Annotated in this window: 13 protein-coding genes; 9 read left to right on the forward strand and 4 right to left on the reverse strand. The window is 61.0% G+C overall.

Going from position 1 to position 14,029, the window contains the following annotated elements; translation table 11 throughout:
* Position 1: 1 nt before the first annotated feature.
* The 3 genes from ACOQFS_RS22495 to rpsO all read right to left on the reverse strand — a co-directional run bounded on the left by ACOQFS_RS22495 (position 2) and on the right by rpsO (position 3,817).
* Positions 2-988, reverse strand: coding sequence for an NAD(P)H-quinone oxidoreductase (locus ACOQFS_RS22495; RefSeq protein ID WP_421565030.1), 987 nt, complete (start codon positions 986-988; stop codon positions 2-4).
* A 93-nt stretch (positions 989-1,081) separates the two neighbouring features.
* Positions 1,082-3,343 (reverse strand): polyribonucleotide nucleotidyltransferase, encoded by a 2,262-nt coding sequence (pnp, locus tag ACOQFS_RS22500; RefSeq protein ID WP_421565031.1) that lies wholly within the window; start codon positions 3,341-3,343, stop codon positions 1,082-1,084.
* Positions 3,344-3,550: 207 nt separating this feature from the next.
* Entirely contained in the window at positions 3,551-3,817 is a 267-nt protein-coding gene (gene rpsO / locus ACOQFS_RS22505; RefSeq protein ID WP_092937170.1) for a 30S ribosomal protein S15, read from the reverse strand.
* 227 nt (positions 3,818-4,044) lie between these two features.
* Here rpsO and ACOQFS_RS22510 point away from each other — a divergent pair, with 227 nt between their 5' ends.
* From ACOQFS_RS22510 to ribD, 9 genes are all read left to right on the forward strand, one after another.
* Positions 4,045-4,341, forward strand: a complete 297-nt coding sequence (locus ACOQFS_RS22510; protein ID WP_421565032.1) for a hypothetical protein — start codon at positions 4,045-4,047, stop codon at positions 4,339-4,341.
* Positions 4,342-4,497: 156 nt separating this feature from the next.
* Positions 4,498-5,136: a GspH/FimT family pseudopilin gene (locus ACOQFS_RS22515; protein WP_421565033.1), complete on the forward strand. Its 639-nt coding sequence runs from the start codon at positions 4,498-4,500 to the stop codon at positions 5,134-5,136.
* 7 nt (positions 5,137-5,143) lie between these two features.
* Entirely contained in the window at positions 5,144-5,743 is a 600-nt protein-coding gene (locus tag ACOQFS_RS22520) for a GspH/FimT family pseudopilin (protein WP_421565034.1), read from the forward strand.
* Entirely contained in the window at positions 5,731-6,396 is a 666-nt protein-coding gene (gene pilV / locus ACOQFS_RS22525; protein WP_421565035.1) for a type IV pilus modification protein PilV, read from the forward strand. The genes ACOQFS_RS22520 and pilV overlap by 13 nt, the downstream gene beginning before the upstream one ends.
* Position 6,397: 1 nt before the next feature.
* Positions 6,398-7,327, forward strand: coding sequence for a PilW family protein (locus ACOQFS_RS22530; RefSeq protein WP_421565036.1), 930 nt, complete (start codon positions 6,398-6,400; stop codon positions 7,325-7,327).
* A 20-nt stretch (positions 7,328-7,347) separates the two neighbouring features.
* The gene (locus tag ACOQFS_RS22535; RefSeq protein WP_421565037.1) at positions 7,348-8,136 is read left to right on the forward strand and encodes a pilus assembly PilX family protein; all 789 of its coding nucleotides are present in this window, start codon (positions 7,348-7,350) and stop codon (positions 8,134-8,136) included.
* Positions 8,137-8,207: 71 nt separating this feature from the next.
* The gene (locus ACOQFS_RS22540; protein ID WP_421565038.1) at positions 8,208-11,789 is read left to right on the forward strand and encodes a pilus assembly protein; all 3,582 of its coding nucleotides are present in this window, start codon (positions 8,208-8,210) and stop codon (positions 11,787-11,789) included.
* 22 nt (positions 11,790-11,811) lie between these two features.
* On the forward strand, positions 11,812-12,246 hold the full coding sequence (locus ACOQFS_RS22545) for a type IV pilin protein (protein ID WP_421565039.1): 435 nt from the start codon (positions 11,812-11,814) through the stop codon (positions 12,244-12,246).
* A 50-nt stretch (positions 12,247-12,296) separates the two neighbouring features.
* A complete protein-coding gene (ribD, locus tag ACOQFS_RS22550) occupies positions 12,297-13,391 on the forward strand; it encodes a bifunctional diaminohydroxyphosphoribosylaminopyrimidine deaminase/5-amino-6-(5-phosphoribosylamino)uracil reductase RibD (RefSeq protein ID WP_421565040.1) in 1,095 nt (364 codons plus the stop codon).
* Between the two features lie 434 nt (positions 13,392-13,825).
* On the opposite strand, the gene ACOQFS_RS22555 is transcribed toward ribD, so the two are convergent.
* The coding region (locus ACOQFS_RS22555; protein WP_421565041.1) for a hypothetical protein at positions 13,826-14,029 on the reverse strand (204 nt) is incomplete at its 5' end.

Genomic DNA, 14,029 nt, shown 5'->3' on the forward strand with positions numbered 1-14,029 from the left:
ATCACCAGGTCAAAACAATCTTGCCGATGTGCTGGTTGGATTCCATCAAGGCATGCGCCTGCGCCGCATCGGCGGCTGCAAACGTGCTGTGGATCACCGGGCGAACAGTGCCCGCCTCCAGCAAAGGCCAGACGCTCTCGCGCAAAGAGCGTGCGATGGCACCCTTGAATGCCACCGGCCGAGGCCGCAGGGTTGAGCCCGTGATGGTGAGCCGTCGCCGCAACACCAAACCGGCGTTGAACTCGCTCTTCACACCACCCTGCACGGCAATGATGACGATGCGCCCGTCCTCGGCCACACATTCCACCTCGCGGGCCACGTAGTCGCCCGCCACCATGTCCAGCACCACATCCACGCCCCGCCCTTCGGTGATGCGCTTGGCTTCTGCCACAAAATCCTGGGATTTGTAGTTGATGGCGTGGTGGGCTCCCAAGCGCACACACGCGGCACACTTCTCATCACTGCCCGCAGTAGCGATCACCGTGGCACCAAAGGCACGCGCCAGCTGAATGGCCGTCACGCCGATGCCACTGGTGCCGCCTTGCACCAGCAAGGTTTCGCCGCTCTGCAGACGCCCTCGGTCAAACACGTTGCTCCACACCGTGAAGAACGTTTCAGGCAGCGACGCGGCTTCGATATCGGTGAAACCGGCAGGCACAGGAAGGCATTGCTCAACAGGCGCCACGCACCACTGCGCGTACCCGCCACCCGCCACCAAGGCGCATACGCGGTCACCCACCTGAATGCCGGCGCGCGCCATGGCCTCGGCATCACCCGATTCCACGACGCCCGCCACCTCCAGACCGGGCAAATCGGACGTTCCGGGCGGAGGCGCATAGTGCCCAAGCCGCTGCAACACGTCAGGCCGATTGATGCCGCTGGCACCCACGCGTATCAGCAGCTCGCCCAGGGCGGGCTGAGGCCTTGCGCGCTCGGCCACAGCCAGTACCTCCGGCCCGCCAAAGGACGTGATGGCTACGGCTTGCATGGTTTGATTCATGGGGTTGAATTTGAATGATTTTGGCCTTCAGCGCTTTACCATCAAGCGCTGAAAGCTACAAAATCAGTAGCAAAAACAGACTCAGCCTGCCAGTTGTTCCGACGCGCCATCAGCGCCAGACGACTGCTGTTGCTGCTGCTGCTGATCAGCCGAAGAACGGCCACCATCACGGCTGCCGTCGCGGCCTTGGTCCCGACGGGGCTCGCGGTCACCACGCTCTGCAGGAGCCGGGCGGTCGCTGCCACCTGCAGGCCGATCGGCCAGCACCTTCATCGACAGCTTGATGCGGCCCTTTTCGTCGGTCTCCATGACCTTGACCTTGACCACCTGGCCTTCGGTCAGATAGTCGGAGACCTTCTCCACACGCTCGTGTGCAATCTGGCTGATATGCAGCAGGCCGTCCTTGCCGGGCAGCAGGTTGATCAATGCGCCAAAGTCCAGAATCTTGGTCACAGGGCCTTCATAGATCTTGCCGATTTCGACTTCGGCCGTGATCTGCTCGATGCGGCGCTTGGCCTCGTCGGCCTTGGCTGCATCGGTGGCGGCGATGGTGATGGTGCCGTCTTCCTCGATGTTGATCTGGCAGCCGGTTTCTTCGGTCAGCGCGCGAATCACGGCCCCCCCCTTGCCGATCACGTCACGGATCTTCTCGGGGTTGATCTTCATCGTGTAGAGCTTGGGCGCGAAGTTCGACACTTCGGTCTTGGCTTCGCCCATGGCCTCCTGCATCTTGCCCAGGATGTGCATGCGCGCCTCCTTGGCCTGGGCCAGCGCGACCTGCATGATTTCCTTGGTGATGCCCTGGATCTTGATATCCATCTGCAGCGCAGTGATGCCACCGGTGGTACCGGCCACCTTGAAGTCCATGTCACCCAGGTGATCTTCGTCGCCCAGGATGTCGGTCAGCACGGCAAAGCGGTTGGCATCCTTGATCAGGCCCATGGCGATACCCGCCACATGCGCCTTCATGGGCACGCCGGCATCCATCAGCGAGAGGCAGCCGCCGCACACCGACGCCATCGACGACGAGCCGTTCGACTCGGTGATCTCGGACACCACGCGCATGGTGTAGGGGAACTCTTCCTTCGTAGGCAACACGGCGACCAGCGCACGCTTGGCCAGGCGGCCGTGGCCGATTTCGCGGCGCTTGGTGGAGCCCATGCGGCCCACTTCGCCCGTGGCAAAGGGAGGCATGTTGTAGTGCATCATGAAGCGGTCTTCGTACTCGCCCGCCAGAGCATCGATGCGCTGCGCGTCCCGCTCGGTGCCCAGCGTGGTCACCACCAGAGCTTGCGTTTCGCCCCGCGTGAACAGCGAAGAACCGTGGGCGCGCGGCAGCACGCTGCCGCGAATTTCGATGGGGCGCACGGTGCGCGTGTCGCGGCCATCGATGCGGGGCTCGCCGGCCAGAATCTGGCTGCGCACGATGCCGGCTTCGATGTCGAACAGCATGCCCTCCACCTTCACCGAGTCGAACTCCACGCCCTCAGCCTTGAGGGACTCCATCACCGAAGCGTAGGCTTCGCGGCAGGCTTGCGTGCGGCTTTGCTTGTTGCGAATCTGGTAAGCGGCGCGCAGCTTGTCTTCAGCCACCGCCTTCACCTTGGCGATCAAAGCCTCATCCTTCGCCGGAGCTTCCCACTGCCAAACAGGCTTGCCCGCGTCACGCACGAGCTCGTGGATGGCATTGATCGCCACATTGCCCTGCTCATGGCCGAACACCACCGCACCCAGCATGATTTCTTCGGAAAGCTGCTGTGCCTCGGACTCGACCATCAGCACTGCAGACTCGGTGCCCGCCACCACAAGGTCCATCTGCGAATTCTTGCGTGCCGTCTGGCCAGGGTTGAGAACGTATTCACCGTTGATGTAGCCCACGCGCGCAGCGCCGATGGGGCCGTTGAACGGAATGCCGGAAACCGCCAGAGCAGCGCTGGTGGCGATCATCGCGGCGATGTCTGCATCCACTTCCGGGTTCAGCGACACCGTGTGGATCACCACATGCACTTCGTTGAAGAAGCCTTCAGGGAACAGCGGGCGGATGGGGCGGTCGATCAGGCGGCTGGTCAGCGTTTCGTGCTCGCTGGGCTTGGCTTCGCGCTTGAAGAAACTGCCAGGAATCTTTCCGGCAGCATACGTTTTCTCAATGTAGTCCACCGTCAGCGGGAAGAAGTCCTGGCCGGGCTTGGCCGACTTGGAAGCCACCACCGTGGCCAGCACGACGGTGTCATCGATATTCACCAGCACGGCGCCGGTCGCCTGGCGGGCGATCTCACCCGTCTCCATGACGACGGTCTTGTCGCCCCACTGAAAAGACTTGGTGACCTTGTTGAAAATGCTCATGTTCAGCTCCTATTTTTTGATAGCTGGTAGCGCCCTACCAGAAGGGCTTGGAGGGCAATTCAGAACACGATGCCATTCCAGTGCTGCATTTTTTGCTATCAAACTTGCAGCATTGGAATGACACAGCTTCGCTCTGTTTTGCAACTCCGAAGTAAAAAACGCCTGAGCTAGCGGACTAACCCAGGCGCTTTTTGCGTGCGATAAAAGTTACTTGCGCAGACCCAGCTTGGCGATCAGAGCGGTGTAACGGTCTGCATCCTTGGCCTTCAGATAGTCCAGAAGCTTGCGACGACGGCTCACCATGCGCAACAGGCCACGGCGACCGTGGTGGTCCTTGGCATGCTGCTTGAAGTGGGGGGTCAATTCGTTGATGCGGGCGGTCAGCAGGGCCACCTGCACTTCTGGGCTACCGGTATCGTTGGCAGCACGGGCGTTGGCCTTGACGACTTCGGCCTTGATGGAAGATGCGATCATAATTTTCCTAGCTTTGGCCGCAACGAACGCAATGCATCCTGCGACCATGGTTCCACTTGCGCAAGCGACTGGAAAGGCCGCGTGCGTGCGTCTTGCACCATGCAAAACCTTTAGATTATAACGCGTTGGGGTTTTAACGCACGAAGGCCCCAAACCTGCCCGAGTATTGCTCAACCTCTATGGGGCCACAAATGCCGTCTACACCACCACGCCAACGATTCCACCTGATGAACCAAGCAATCAGTCTCTCATTGCGCTTCACCCTGGGTCCTGCGATTCTGGCCGCCGCTGCCTGGCTCCCTACCCACGTCGCGGCGATTGAGACAGCACCCTTTGCGAACAGTCAAATACCGTCCATTACAGCTACCAAGGCAGGAGCAGAAACCAAGAAAAGGAAGGGCGTGAGCAAAGTCACTTACCAGCGAAGCAGTTCCGAAGAGACTCCCGCCCAACGTGACAAGCGCATGACCCGAGAGTGCAAAGGGCTGCCCAATGCCGGTGCCTGCCGCGGATATACGCGCTGACATGTGCATGCAAACGCATGCCCCCAAAGTAGCGGACCGCGCCGGGAGCGAGCCTCCGAACCCAGTCAATGACACGCTCCACCGTTCATCACCATCTGCCCGCCTCCCATCCAGCGACGCCTTCCCCAAAGTGGCGCTCCTCCTAATATGACAGACATGCAAGAATCCCCTTCGGTCACATGCGAGTCTTCCGCGTGCTTGACGCACAACGCAGGTGCGACACGTCGCCATGACCAAGGATTCACCGCCATTGAGCTGATGGTCGTGATTTCCATTGTCGCAATCCTTGCGGCACTGGCGGCCCCCAGTTTCAACCTTCTGATTGAGAGATGGCGCGTACGCAGCGCCACAGAGGATTTGTCTTCTAGCCTGTACTTTGCAAGATCCGAAGCCATCAAGCGCGGGGGCAACATCGTGTTGATGAAAAATGCAAACACCGCCGCGTGCACTAACGCCACGGGCAATACCCAATGGGGTTGCGGGTGGCGGGTCTTCTATGACGTGAACGGCAACGGGCTACAGGATGCTTGCGTCGCCGCAAATACGCCCAATGAGTGCGACATCCAGGTGACCGCCGCACCTACCCGGCTCACGATTAATCTACCCGCCAGCACCGGGGGCATCTCAGTCGACCGCTGGGGCATGCTTTCCCATACGGGAGGGGCTGTTGTTCCAACCAATATGTTCTTTGAGCTGACACCTCAAGGAAAGGCTTTGACCGACACCAGTGCTGCAAAACTTTGCGCTTCCACCGGAGGCCGAATCGTCACCAAAAAAGGCACCGACGCCTGCTGATCGCACCATGGCTCTAGACCTTACCCCTACCTGTCGTACAGGCACCTCTACCGGTCTGGCCCATTGGCAGCGCCAGTGCGGCTTTACCGCCGTCGAGTTGATGGTGGTGGTTGGCATTGCTGCGGTGCTGACCACTCTGGCCGGCCCTTCGTTCGCCCAGATCATCGAGTCCTGGCGCGTACGAAGTGTGCAAGAGTCGCTGCAGTCGTCATTGATGTTGGCGCGGTCGGAGGCGATCAAGCGCGGCGGTCGCGTCGCGATCCAGAAGATTCCCAACAACACCAACGGTTGCACCGGAGCGGCAGAAAACGCAGCATGGAACTGCGGCTGGCTGGTCTGCCATGATGTAAATGACAACGGCAGGTGCGATGCGGGCGAGGCAGTTCTCCAGAGGATGGAGTCCAACGGAAAGGTCGAGGTCACCCGCAGTGTGAGCAACGCCAGCATAAAACTCAACCGCTGGGGTCTCGTCGATGGCGCGTGGCCAGGGTTCAGCTTGGTGCCCTTAAACAAATCTATTGCCCATCCCGGCGCACGCGGCGTGTGCATGAGCTCCGGAGGCCGTATCCAAGTTCTTTTACCTGAGGCCATTCCATGCCGAGATTAGCCCACCATTCATCTTCTGGAGTTGCTCGCCGCCAACGCGGTCTTACGTTGGTCGAGTCCCTTGTTGCCGTGGTGCTGACCGCGCTGGGCATCCTCGGCATTCTCGGCGTGCAGATGCGCACTCTTACCGATACATCCACCACGGTACGCCGGGCACAGGCCATACGCCTCATTGAGGACCTCGGTGAGCGCATGAAAGCCAACCCAAACGCATTGGCGAGCATCAATTCCTACGTCTCCGGGTTTGCCGTCACGCCGACAGCAACCAGTTGCGCCTCCGGTTGCAACACGGCCCAGTTGGCTGCTTACGACTTGGCGGTGTGGAAGACTGCGGTGCAGCGCACCTTGCCGTTGGGTAAGGCCAATATCTTCATCCCGTCCGCCGAGACGCCCCTGGGTGTAGGTCAGCGCCGCCAGATCGGCATCATGATTGCATGGCGCGAGAACGAACGCGACACCAGCGCGGCCTACAAGGATGACATCGACGCCACCAAGGCCAAGGCCAACGACGGGACACTCAGCGATGGCGCTGGCGGCGTTGCGGCCTGCCCCGCAGACCATACCTGCCATTTGCAGTACATCCCGGTAGCAGGCCGCTGCGCCCCTTATACCCCCGGAGGCAATGCCGCCATGTACTACTGCCCGGGAGCCTGACATGGAGACACAGTGCTTATTTGAACTTGGTCGGCGACTTTCGAACTCTCGTGCAACTTCTGCGCGCGCTCAGCCTCGCCCGGCGTTGCGCGCTATCCAGCGCGGTGTCACGCTCATTGAATTGCTGGTTGGCATTGCCATCGGACTGTTGGTCGTTGCGGTGGCTATGGGCGCGCTGATGGTCTCACGCGGAGTGTCTGGAACAGTCAGCGACGCCAGCAGCACCCAACAGCAAGCTGCCTACGTCATGCGCGTTGTGGGAATGCAGCTGCGTCAGGCTGGATCCCTTCGCCTAAATCTGAACCCAGGCACGGCAACGACCGAGGCGTTGTACATGGCGCCGGTAGGCTTTGAGACCTCGGCACCTGCCCAGGGGACGGGCAATGCGTTCACACCCAGCAGCGACACCATCTCCGGCACGGCGTCTCCGGTGACACTGACCGTCGGCTATCGACGCTACACCGATCCCGTGTTCATCAGTGCCGCACAACAATCGACAGCCCGCAATTGCGTAGGGGGACCGAACGACGCCAGTGTCGACCAAGCTCTGACCAGCGCCTTTCAATTAGTGGGTTCGGAACTTCGCTGCAGTGGAAATGGCGCAGCTGCTCAACCCATTGCCCAGAACGTTGCCAACTTCTGGGTCCGCTACCTGGTCCAGAACACTACGGCCACACCTGGCGTTCCAACGATACGCCAGGTTGATGCCGCAGCTGTGACCAATTGGGCACAGGTGCAAGCTGTCGAAGTTTGCATAGTGCTGTATGGCACTGAGCCTCTCGACCTGCCCGCTGGCAGCACCTACACGGACTGCGATGGCACCCTGGTTGACATGACCACGCTTGCTGGTCAACGAGCACGGCGTATGCATCTGGCGTATCGCAACGTCTTCCAACTGCGCAGTCAAGGCCTTCTGGGCTCGGTGCTGTGACGTACACGGGAAAGCCTCTCATGTCCTGTCTCGCCTTTTATTCACACCAATCACGGCGACGGCCCCAGCGGGGTGTTGCCTTGTTTGTAGTGATCGTGTTTGTAATGCTCTCCATGCTGCTAGCCCTGTGGGCTTCGCGCACCTCCCTGTTCAATGAGATGCTGGTTGGCAACGATGCCGACTATCAGCGCGCCTTCGAGGCAGCCCAAGCGCTGCTTCTGGATGCGGAACTTGATATTCGAGGCGAAAACCCGGATGGCACACGCTGCGTGGCTGCCACTTGCCGGGACAACGTCGCAGCCGCATTCAAGATTCCGCTTGACTCCCAGGAAGTGACACCGCTGCTAGCCGATCTCGACACCGAAACAACCAAGTGCCGCAGCGGTCTTTGCACCAAGCGCACCGGGCGCCAGGATTTCTGGAACTACACGACCACCACCAGCCCCGCTCCAACAAATCTGCAACCGGGCGAGGTCCGCCTCGATCAGATGACGCAACCCGCAGTCGGTGCACGCTACGGGCAGTACAGTGGCGCGGCCGTGGGGACCACCACCACGCCTGCGAATCCCATTCTGCAATGGGATGCCACAACCCCCAACAACCAGGGTGGCTGGTATTGGGTGGAAATCATGCCTTATGACGAAAGCAGCAAAAACTCTGGGCTGATCACCACCAGCAGCGCCAACCTGTTAAGTCTGAACCTCAAACCCAACGTCGCCTATCGCATCACAGCGTTAGCGTATGGCCGCAAACCGGGGACCATGGCAGTGCTGCAGCAGACCTACGTTCGCCAGTTGCGCAAAGACTGATGGACCGCAGCTACCCCTGTCGCCGCAAACACCCCAAACCACGTTCCGTATTCACGCCGAAGGAGCCCGTCATGCCCCGCACCTCCGCACCCAGCTTCCGCAAACACATGCTCGCTCTCGCGGCCAGCGCTGCCGTGGCCCCGCACGGAGCCTGGGCCCTTGACTTATCTCAGGCGCCCCCAGGAACGGTGGAACCGTATGTCACCCCGAACGTCATCATCTCCGTCGACGATTCCGGCAGTATGAATTTTCGCCTTGACCAGGAGAACGCTACTGGCGCGACGAACAACGTTGTACCCAATGCAGACGGTACCTGGCCTCCGACAACCCGTCGCATCAACGTGCTCAAGCACGCACTCATCGGCAACGGGGGCACTGGCGGAGTGTTCCGTGACACAAGTCTGCTGCCCGACAAGAAGATCCGGATATCCTGGCAGGCCATGTGGAACAACGGCAATTCGCCGGACGCCACCAATGTAGACAGCGCAACGATGAAAACCAATTCGATGCGCCCCTGGCAAGGAACGCATAAAACCAACTTCATCAGTTTCGTACAAGGACTTTCTGCCAACAATGGCACCCCGTCGCACACGATGTTCAAGCAGGCGGACCAGTACATGCGGCGCACGCTGGGTACCAACAGCCCACTTGCAACCAACCCTGGGGTCGCGGGCTCGCCCTATCTGGCGTGCCGCCGCACCTACCACATCATGATGACGGACGGACGCTGGAATGGCACTGCCCATGCCGTGCCCGACACCACCAAACGTGACAACGCCACCAACATCACTCTGCCCGACGGCATGACATATGGGGGCGCGACTGCAGCCGAGCGTGCAAAAAGTGCGCTCTACCGCGACACCCAGAACAATACCCTCGCCGACTGGGCGTTTTACAGCTGGGCTGTGCCACTTCACACAACCGGCATGACGGGCACCATGCAGCCCACGGCCGACTATCGCAAAGCCCCTGCTACTGAGAACTTCGGCAAAGACACCGCCAACAACGACGCCATTCTCGACCGCTACTGGAACCCGCGCTACAACCCTGCGACGTGGCCACACATGGTGACCTACACCATTGGTTTCAGCAATATGGCGGTCACCTGGCCCGGTGCGCCGACGGTGATTTCCCCCTCTTCGACCGTGCCGTTCGGATACGACGGCAGCTTTCCCAGCTTGGCAACAGGTGTCCTGGACTGGCCCGCCATGGACAATGAAAACAAGAGGTCGCTGGACCTCTGGCATGCAGCACTCAACGGACGCGGCCGCTTTTATGCCGTTACGCAGGGCGAAGATCTCGAAAAGGCATTCCGCGAGATTTTTGGACAGATCAACACGCAGACTGACCCCGACTTGAGCGCCAGTGCCACAAGCGGCTCCAACGTGTCGCGCAGCGAAGTCGGCAAATACACGGCCTCATACGAACCCACCAAGGCGTGGAAGGGATCGGTGATCGCCGACCGCGTCAAGTCCGATGGGACCACCGTCAGTGACCCTGCCTGGGGCGGAAAAACCACGGCAGACAAATTGGATGCCATCGGCACCATCAACAATCGATTGATCCTGAGTTGGAGCGACAAGTGGGAAACGTCGCAGCCCAAGGGGGGCGTGACATTCAAGTGGGCCACTGACGAGTCAAACCTTTCCTCCGCCCAGAAGGTATCGCTGCAGAAGAACGCCAGCGGAACGGATGAAGGCGCCACCAAGGGACAGCAGAGACTGAACTACATCCGCGGAGACCGCAGCCTGGAAGGCTCGGAGACGACGGGCTACACCACGGCCAAGCCATACCGCGAACGCCAGAGCCGGCAGGGTGACATCATCAACTCCGATGTATGGTATGTCGGCGCACCATCAAGCACGTCGCTGTTCAAGGGCTACAGTGCATTTGTGCGAAGCAACAAGGCACGTCCCGGCATGCTGTATGTGGGGGGAAATGATGGGATGCTCCATGGTTTCGCCGCAGCTGATGGTGAAGAGAAAATTGCCTACGTGCCACGCGGTGTCATCCCCAATCTCACCTTGCTGACAGACCCTCAATACAACAACAAACACCGGTACTTCGTCGATGGTTCCCCCATGACGGGAGATATCGACATCAACGGGGGCATGCAAGACCCAGCCGACCCCAACTACGCAACCTACGTTCCCAATTGGCGCACATATCTCGTGGGAACCTTGGGCCTGGGAGGCAAGGGTTATTACGTGATGGACGTGACCAACCCGACCAGCACGACTTCGCCGAGCGGCGTACCAGGCTTCTCCGAAGCCAGTGCCGCAGCGCTGGTACGTGCCGACCGCACTCGCGGAACCACTGAGGCCGCCCCCGTCTGCGGCACGATGACTGGAGCGGAGCAGGTGGCGTGCCTCAAGACAGTTGATGAAGACAAGGACATCGGACACATAACCGCCAAGCCGGTTCGCGACGACAACGATCCGATGCGCAGTTCTCAGATCACCCTGATGAACAATAACCGCTGGGCTGTGGTGATGGGCAATGGCTACAACAGTGCCAACCAGCGCCCCGTTCTGCTCATCCAATACCTGGACGGTGCACGGGAATTGCTGCGCATCCCTGCCACCACCAACACAGCGGGAACCGGCCTTGCGGCTGACAATGGACTGGCAGCGCCGCGTGTGGTTGATCTCAACGGTGACAATCGAGCTGACGTCGTCTACGCAGGCGACAACCTGGGCAACCTGTGGAAGTTCGACTTGACCGATGCAAATGCGAACAATTGGAAGGTCGCATTTGGCGGCAGTCCGCTGTTCACTACACGAGGGCCCGCAGCCCTGGGTGGTGCATCCCGCACCAAGGTGCAGCCGATCTCGACGGTACCGACGGTGCGCGCCAATGACAGGAACATGCAGATTGGCACGGGCGCCAGCGCCAAGACGGTCAAGGTGGGGGGCATGATGGTTGCGTTCGGTACTGGGCGCAATGTGGACAAAGACGATCCCGCCAGCGTCGACGTGCAAACGCTCTACTCCGTGCTGGACAACACCCGTTACCGCGAAATCACAACCTCTTTGGGCAAGCGTCTTGAAGTCCACCCTGGCGCTGGTACCTGCCCTTCAGGATCGGACTGCGTACCTGCGCCGGCTGCGCTCGGCACAGGCGTCACAACCGCAAAGCTGGCACAACAGAAAATCACTGAAACCGATGCTGGCGCATACGGCACCGTAGACATCGTCAACGAATTGAAGCTCGACACATGGGCGAACTTCAACGGCTGGTACATGGACTTGCCGGCGGTCGGGGAGCGCCTGCTCAAACCCATGGAGTTTTACGACGCAAGCAATCTGCTGACCGTTTGGTCTCAGGTGCCTGCCAAAGGCTCGGATGTAGACCCAAATGTCGAAAGCTGCGAATCCACTTCTGTGGACGGCGAACGCCAGTACCGCACCTTCGTCAATATCATGGACGGCAAGCGCCCCTCGGTGCAGATCGTGAACAAGGCCGGCGTGACTCAACTCTACAGTGCCACGGCCAACGCTGGAGTGTCGCGAGCTCAAGTGGCCAAGGGTCCGCACAGCATCATCAAAAAGGACAAATTTGAAAATGTGGACATCGACGCGAAGAACAACAAGGAAAATCTTGCATCCATGCCGGAGGAGTCCTTGCGCCCCAGCTGGCGCCAGATTCAGTGACAAGGACGCTAAGATGCCGCGCATGCAACGCACGCCCCACCTTCGCCAGCACGGCTTCACGCTCATCGAACTGATGATCGTCGTGGCCGTGGTCGGTATCCTCACCGCCATCGCTGTCCCAAGTTATGCCGAATACGTTCGCCGTGGTCACAGAGCTGATGCGCGCGCAGGGCTGTTGCAGGCGCAGCAGTGGCTTGAGCGTGCCGCCACCGCCACTGGAACCTACCCTTTGGCCTTACCAGCCAATCTGACCTGGGCCGCAGATGCTACGAAGCGGTACACGATCGGGTTTCAAGCAGGCAACACCAATGCGGCCTTTACCCTGGTTGCGACCCGCAAGGCCGGTACCGCACAAGCCACGGACCGCTGTGGCAATTTCACGTTGACAAACACAGGCGTGCGGGACACCTTAAGCCGCTCCAGCGGAGCCACCAACGACGAATGCTGGAACCGGTAGCCGTCCGCCGCTACCATCGGCGGGCCATGACAAATTCATCGCCCGACCACATGCACCAAGCGCTTGGGCTCGCCGCCCAGGCGCTTTTTCTTTCCAACCCCAATCCCCGTGTTGGTTGTGTCCTGGTGGGACGCGATGGTGGGGTGCTGGGGGTGGGGTTCACGCAGCGCGCGGGCGGGCCGCACGCCGAGGTGATGGCCTTGCGGGACGCCGTTGCGAAAGGTGCGGACGTGCGAGGTGCTACGGCGTACGTCACGCTGGAGCCCTGCGCTCACCATGGAAGGACCGGTCCGTGCTGTGACGCGCTGATCGATGCGGGAATCACCAAGGTGGTCGCGTCGCTGACGGACCCCAACCCGCTGGTGGCCGGCCAGGGTTTTGCGCGGCTTCGGGCGGCGGGCATTGAGGTGGTGGTGGGGCCAGGGGCGGACGAGTCTCGCGAACTGAATATCGGGTTCTTCAGCCGCATGGTCCGAGGCACACCGTGGGTGCGGCTCAAGGCGGCCATGTCGCTGGATGGCGCGACGGCGCTGGAGAATGGCGCCAGCCAGTGGATCACGTCCCGCACGGCCCGCTCGGACGGGCATGCGTGGCGCGCGCGGGCCTGTGCGGTGTTGACCGGCATCGGTACGGTGCTGGACGACAACCCCCGCCTCGACGTTCGCGAAGTGGCCACGCCGCGCCAGCCGCACGTGGTGGTGGTCGACAGCCAGCTGCAAACACCGCCCGATGCCAACCTGCTGCTGCATGCCGGAGAGCGCCAGGTGCTGATTTATTCGGCCACGGACAACGATGCCCGGCGCAAAGCACTGGAGGCCCGGGGTGCGCAAGTCATCTGCCTGCCGCAGACCTCCGGCGGCAAGGTGGACCTGGCCGCGATGCTGCGCGACCTGGGTGCGCGGGGCATCAATGAGCTGCACGTGGAGGCGGGCCACAAGCTCAATGGGTCGCTGGTGCGGGAAGGCCTTGTGGATGAATTGTTGGTCTACATGGCCCCCCGCCTGCTGGGCATGGCGCGCGGCCTGGCGCACTTCGGCCCCCTGGCCGCGCTGGCGGACGGGCTGGAGCTGCAGTTCACCTCGGTGGAGACCCTGGGCCCGGACATCCGGATCACCGCGCGCGTGGCGGGGCGCGACGCTTTCTGAACGCACCACAAAACACATCACCGAAAGCATCACAGGGCGCATCGCCGAAAGGCAGACCATCGGGTCCAGCAGCCTGAAGGTCAAAAAGTATGGGACCGCACGGCGCAACCACAGCGATCAACCCGTCGCGCGCCAGCCCAGCTTCTGCAGCGCCCATGGAGCCCGCCGAGACCTGGCGGCCACGCCCAGCCGGACTGTTGTTCCCCACAGCACTTTCACCCGCCCCACCAGGCAGCAGCACAGACGACCGCCGCGGATAGCTCCGCCGACGGTCCTTGCATGCGCACCCGCCACGGGCGCAGGAGCTGCGCACTGCAAACGTTCTTATGAGATCGACCCAGCGCCCTGCCCTCACCGTGCCAGCTTCGTCAGCACACCAAGGCGCCCCACAGAGCATTGCAAGACCGCTTTTCTGGACACCGGACTGAACTCAATCAATTTGATAGCAAAGAAACGTTTACAGATAAGCGCTGAAGGCCATTTTTATCCATATTTCTCAGGCCAAGCACTTTCTGTATGCACCCTGCGGCGCGCCCTTGCGCGCGGAATTCGCCGTCCGGCGTCCGCCCACCCCTGGGAGTCTGCCCGGCAGAAGGTGCATCGGCTGCAACGCGCGAAAAACCGGTCTCGCGCGGTAC

This window comes from Paracidovorax sp. MALMAid1276 (assembly GCF_049198005.1).
GTDB lineage: Bacteria > Pseudomonadota > Gammaproteobacteria > Burkholderiales > Burkholderiaceae_C > Acidovorax.

Coding starts and splice junctions, on each gene's coding strand:
- pnp (WP_421565031.1), bottom strand. CDS start 3,343: ATGAGCATTTTCAACAAGGTCACCAAGTCTTTTCAGTGGGGCGACAAG.
- ribD (WP_421565040.1), top strand. CDS start 12,297: ATGCACCAAGCGCTTGGGCTCGCCGCCCAGGCGCTTTTTCTTTCCAAC.
- ACOQFS_RS22535 (WP_421565037.1), top strand. CDS start 7,348: ATGTCCTGTCTCGCCTTTTATTCACACCAATCACGGCGACGGCCCCAG.
- ACOQFS_RS22520 (WP_421565034.1), top strand. CDS start 5,144: ATGGCTCTAGACCTTACCCCTACCTGTCGTACAGGCACCTCTACCGGT.
- ACOQFS_RS22510 (WP_421565032.1), top strand. CDS start 4,045: ATGAACCAAGCAATCAGTCTCTCATTGCGCTTCACCCTGGGTCCTGCG.
- ACOQFS_RS22530 (WP_421565036.1), top strand. CDS start 6,398: ATGGAGACACAGTGCTTATTTGAACTTGGTCGGCGACTTTCGAACTCT.
- ACOQFS_RS22540 (WP_421565038.1), top strand. CDS start 8,208: ATGCCCCGCACCTCCGCACCCAGCTTCCGCAAACACATGCTCGCTCTC.
- ACOQFS_RS22515 (WP_421565033.1), top strand. CDS start 4,498: ATGCAAGAATCCCCTTCGGTCACATGCGAGTCTTCCGCGTGCTTGACG.
- rpsO (WP_092937170.1), bottom strand. CDS start 3,817: ATGATCGCATCTTCCATCAAGGCCGAAGTCGTCAAGGCCAACGCCCGT.
- ACOQFS_RS22495 (WP_421565030.1), bottom strand. CDS start 988: ATGCAAGCCGTAGCCATCACGTCCTTTGGCGGGCCGGAGGTACTGGCT.
- ACOQFS_RS22545 (WP_421565039.1), top strand. CDS start 11,812: ATGCAACGCACGCCCCACCTTCGCCAGCACGGCTTCACGCTCATCGAA.
- pilV (WP_421565035.1), top strand. CDS start 5,731: ATGCCGAGATTAGCCCACCATTCATCTTCTGGAGTTGCTCGCCGCCAA.